The following is a 3,750-nucleotide window of genomic DNA, read 5'->3' on the forward strand; positions in this document are numbered from 1 at the left end:
GAGTTCCCCGTCGACATCAGCCACAGCCCCCTGGAGACCGCCGACGGCCTCCTGGTCTCCGCCGCCGTCCGCGACGTCAGCGAGCGCAAGGCCGCGGAGGAGCGTTTCCGCGGACTGCTGGAGGCGGCGCCCGACGCGATGGTCATCGTCGACGACACCGGGACCATCAGACTCGTCAACGCCCAGACCGAGGCCCTCTTCGGCTACGGCCGCGAAGAACTCCTCGGCCGCCCCGTCGAACTCCTCGTGCCCGGCCGCTTCCGCGCCCACCACACCGAACACCGCAACAGCTACGCCCACAACCAGCAGGTGCGCCCCATGGGCGCCGGGCTCGACCTCTACGGCCTGCGCAAGGACGGCACCGAGTTCCCCGTCGAGATCAGCCTCAGCCCCCTGGAGACCGCCGACGGCCTCCTGGTCTCCGCCGCCGTCCGCGACGTCAGCGAGCGCAAGGCCGCCGAGGAACGCATCAACGAACTCGCCGCGCTCGTCGAGTCCTCCCAGGACGCGATCCTCGCCAAGACCCTGGACGGCCGTATCACGTACTGGAACGCCGCCGCCCAGCGGCTGTACGGGTTCACCGCGGCGGAGGCGGTGGGGCGGCACGTGTCGGTGCTCGCCCCGTCCGAGCGCAGGGACGAGGTCAACCGGCTGCTGGAACGGCTGCGCCAGGGCGAGAAGGTCGAGCACTTCGAGACCCTGCGCGTCACCCAATCGGGCCAATTACTGGACGTCGATGTCACGCTGTGGCCGACCCGGGCGCCGGACGGGACGGTCATCGGGGCGTGCGCCATCGTCCGCGACATCAGCGACCGCAAGCGCGCCGAGGCGGAGCTGACGGAACTGTACGAGCAGCAGCGGCACATCGCGCTGACCCTCCAGCGCAGTCTCATGGGCACCCCGCCCGCCATACCGGGCCTCGCCACCGCGAGCCGCTACCTGCCCGCCACGCAGGGCGCCGGTGTGGGCGGGGACTGGTTCGACCTGATCCCGCTGGGCGCCGGCCGGGTCGGTGTGCTGATCGGCGACGTGATGGGCCGCGGTCTCGAGGCCGCCGCCGTCATGGGTCAGCTGCGGTCCGCCGCGCACGCCCTGGCCAAGACCGGGATGCAGCCACGGCAGCTCATGCAGGCCCTGGACACCGTCGTCGCCGACCTGGACGTCCCCGACCAGCTGGTGACCTGCTGCTATCTGATCATCGCCGCCGACGCCGGGGAGGTGACGGTCTGCTCCGCGGGCCATCTGCCGGTCCTGGTCACCGTCCCGGGCGAGGGCACCCGGACGCTCTCCGCGCCCGTGAACGCCCCGCTCGGTGTCGGCGACGTCATCTACGAGCAGTGCTGTACGACGATCACGCGCGGCGCCACCCTCGTGCTCTACACGGACGGGCTGATCGAGACTCCGGGCGGTGACATCGAGGATCAGCTCACCGAGCTCGTCGCCGCCCTGGACAAGCTCGCGACCCGCACCACCGACCTGGAGACCGTCGCCGACCGGGTGCTGCAGACACTGCTGCCCGACGCCGACGGCCACGACGACGTGACCCTGCTGCTGACACAGCTGCCGGCCGCCCCGCTGGCCACGGCCACGACAGAGCTCCCCGCCCTGCCGCGGTCCGTGCCGGAGGGCCGCGACTTCCTCGGCCGCGCGCTGGACGACTGGGGCCTCATGGAGCGGGCGGACGACGCGTGCCTCCTGCTGTCCGAGGTCCTCACCAATGCCGTACTGCACGCCCAGGGGCCGATCGGGCTGCACGTCTGCCGTACCGACACCGAACTGACGATCGAGATCACCGACCACAACCCCCATCTGCCGCAGCCCCGTGTGGCGGCCGAGGACGCGGAGTCGGGCCGGGGACTGCTGCTCGTGCGTGCTCTCGCCGACGACTGGGGCGTCCGCCCGACGGACCGGGGCAAGACGACCTGGTTCAGCCTCAAGGACACCGCCCGGCGGCACCGGGACGGGTGACGATCACCCGCACAAGGTCGATACTTCCGAGAGTAGGCAACAGGTCGGCATCGGTCCTGGGAGAGCACGGGCCGGAGGCTTACCTGCCGGGCCCACCAGGAGGTAACCGATGAAGATGCTCATCAACGTTCCGGAAACCGTGGTGGCGGACGCGCTGCGGGGAATGGCGGCCGCTCATCCCGAGCTGACCGTCGACGTCGAGAACCGGGTGATCGTACGGCGGGACGCCCCCGTGGCCGGTCAGGTCGCGCTCGTCTCGGGTGGCGGCTCGGGACACGAACCGCTGCACGGCGGGTTCGTGGGCCACGGGATGCTGACGGCCGCCTGCCCGGGTGAGGTCTTCACCTCGCCGGTGCCCGACCAGATGGCGCGGGCGGCCGCGGCCGTCGACAGCGGGGCGGGCGTGCTGTTCGTCGTCAAGAACTACACCGGCGACGTGCTCAACTTCGACATGGCCGCCGAACTCGCGGAGGACGAGGGCATCCAGGTCGCCAAGGTCCTCGTCAACGACGACGTGGCGGTCACCGACAGCCTCTACACCGCGGGCCGGCGCGGTACGGGAGCGACGCTGTTCGTCGAGAAGATCGCGGGCGCCGCCGCGGCCGAGGGGCAGCCGCTGGAGCGGGTCGAGTCCATCGGCCGGCAGGTCAACGAGAACTCCCGCAGCTTCGGTGTCGCGCTGAGCGCGTGCACCACTCCGGCGAAGGGCTCCCCTACCTTCGACCTGCCGCCCGGCGAGCTGGAGCTGGGCATCGGCATCCACGGCGAGCCGGGACGCGAACGGCGGGCGATGATGACCTCCGGCGAGATCGCCGACTTCTCGCTGAACGCGATCCTGGAGGACATGCCCCCGCGCGATCCGGTGCTCGTCCTGGTCAACGGCATGGGCGCGACCCCGCTGCTGGAGCTGTACGGCTTCAACGCCGAAGTGCAGCGGGTGCTCGGCGAGCGCGGTGTGACCGTGGCCCGCACGCTCGTCGGCAACTACGTCACCTCGCTGGACATGGCGGGCGCCTCGGTCACGCTGTGCCAGGTCGACGAGGAACTGCTGCGGCTGTGGGACGCGCCGGTTCGGACACCGGCTCTGCGCTGGGGGATGTGATACGGCGGCCGAAGCGATCACCACCCCTACCACGCAAGGAGATCCAGTGCTCGACGCCGATTTCTTCCGCCGTTGGATGGCGGCGGCCGCCGCGTCCGTCGACCGCGAGGCGGAACGGCTCACCGCTCTCGACTCGCCCATCGGGGACGCCGACCACGGCACCAACATGCAACGCGGGTTCAGGGCCGTGGCGGCCTCGTTGGAGAAGGAGTCGCCGCAGACCCCGGGCGCCGTACTGACGCTCGCCGGGCGCCAGCTGATCTCCACGGTCGGCGGCGCGTCCGGGCCCCTGTACGGCACGCTGCTCCGCCGCACCGGCAAGGCGCTCGGGGACGACGGCGAGGTCAGTCCGAAGCAGTTGGCCGACGCACTGCGGGCGGGCGTGGACGGGGTGATGGCCCTCGGCGGTGCCGCGCCCGGCGACAAGACCATGATCGACGCCCTGGTGCCGGCGGTGGACGCGCTCGACCAGGGTTTCGCGGCGGCACGGGCGGCCGCCGAGGAGGGCGCCGTGGCCACGATCCCGCTGCAGGCCCGCAAGGGACGGGCGAGCTATCTGGGGGAGCGCAGCATCGGGCACCAGGACCCGGGGGCGACCAGTTCCGCGCTCCTGGTCGCCGCGCTCGCGGAGACCGCCGGTGAGTGACGAGAAGCTGGTCGGGATCGTGCTGGTGTCGCAC

At 71.6% G+C, this 3,750-nt stretch carries 3 protein-coding genes; all 3 read left to right on the forward strand.

Annotation, left to right across the window (positions count from 1 at the left end; translation table 11 throughout):
• Window positions 1-51 precede the first annotated feature (51 nt).
• Window positions 52-1,968, forward strand: coding sequence for a PAS domain S-box protein (locus ACFW2E_RS43120; protein WP_384476546.1), 1,917 nt, complete (start codon window positions 52-54; stop codon window positions 1,966-1,968).
• Between the two features lie 109 nt (window positions 1,969-2,077).
• On the forward strand, window positions 2,078-3,070 hold the full coding sequence (gene dhaK, locus ACFW2E_RS43125) for a dihydroxyacetone kinase subunit DhaK (RefSeq protein ID WP_384476540.1): 993 nt from the start codon (window positions 2,078-2,080) through the stop codon (window positions 3,068-3,070).
• Window positions 3,071-3,116: 46 nt separating this feature from the next.
• Window positions 3,117-3,716: a dihydroxyacetone kinase subunit DhaL gene (gene dhaL / locus ACFW2E_RS43130; protein ID WP_384476543.1), complete on the forward strand. Its 600-nt coding sequence runs from the start codon at window positions 3,117-3,119 to the stop codon at window positions 3,714-3,716.
• Window positions 3,717-3,750 lie beyond the last annotated feature (34 nt).

It is taken from the genome of Streptomyces sp. NPDC058964 (assembly GCF_042741275.1).
Taxonomy (GTDB): Bacteria; Actinomycetota; Actinomycetes; order Streptomycetales; family Streptomycetaceae; genus Streptomyces.

Excerpts from the sequence above, each read along its gene's own strand:
- dhaK (WP_384476540.1), top strand. The coding sequence starts at position 2,078 with ATGAAGATGCTCATCAACGTTCCGGAAACCGTGGTGGCGGACGCGCTG.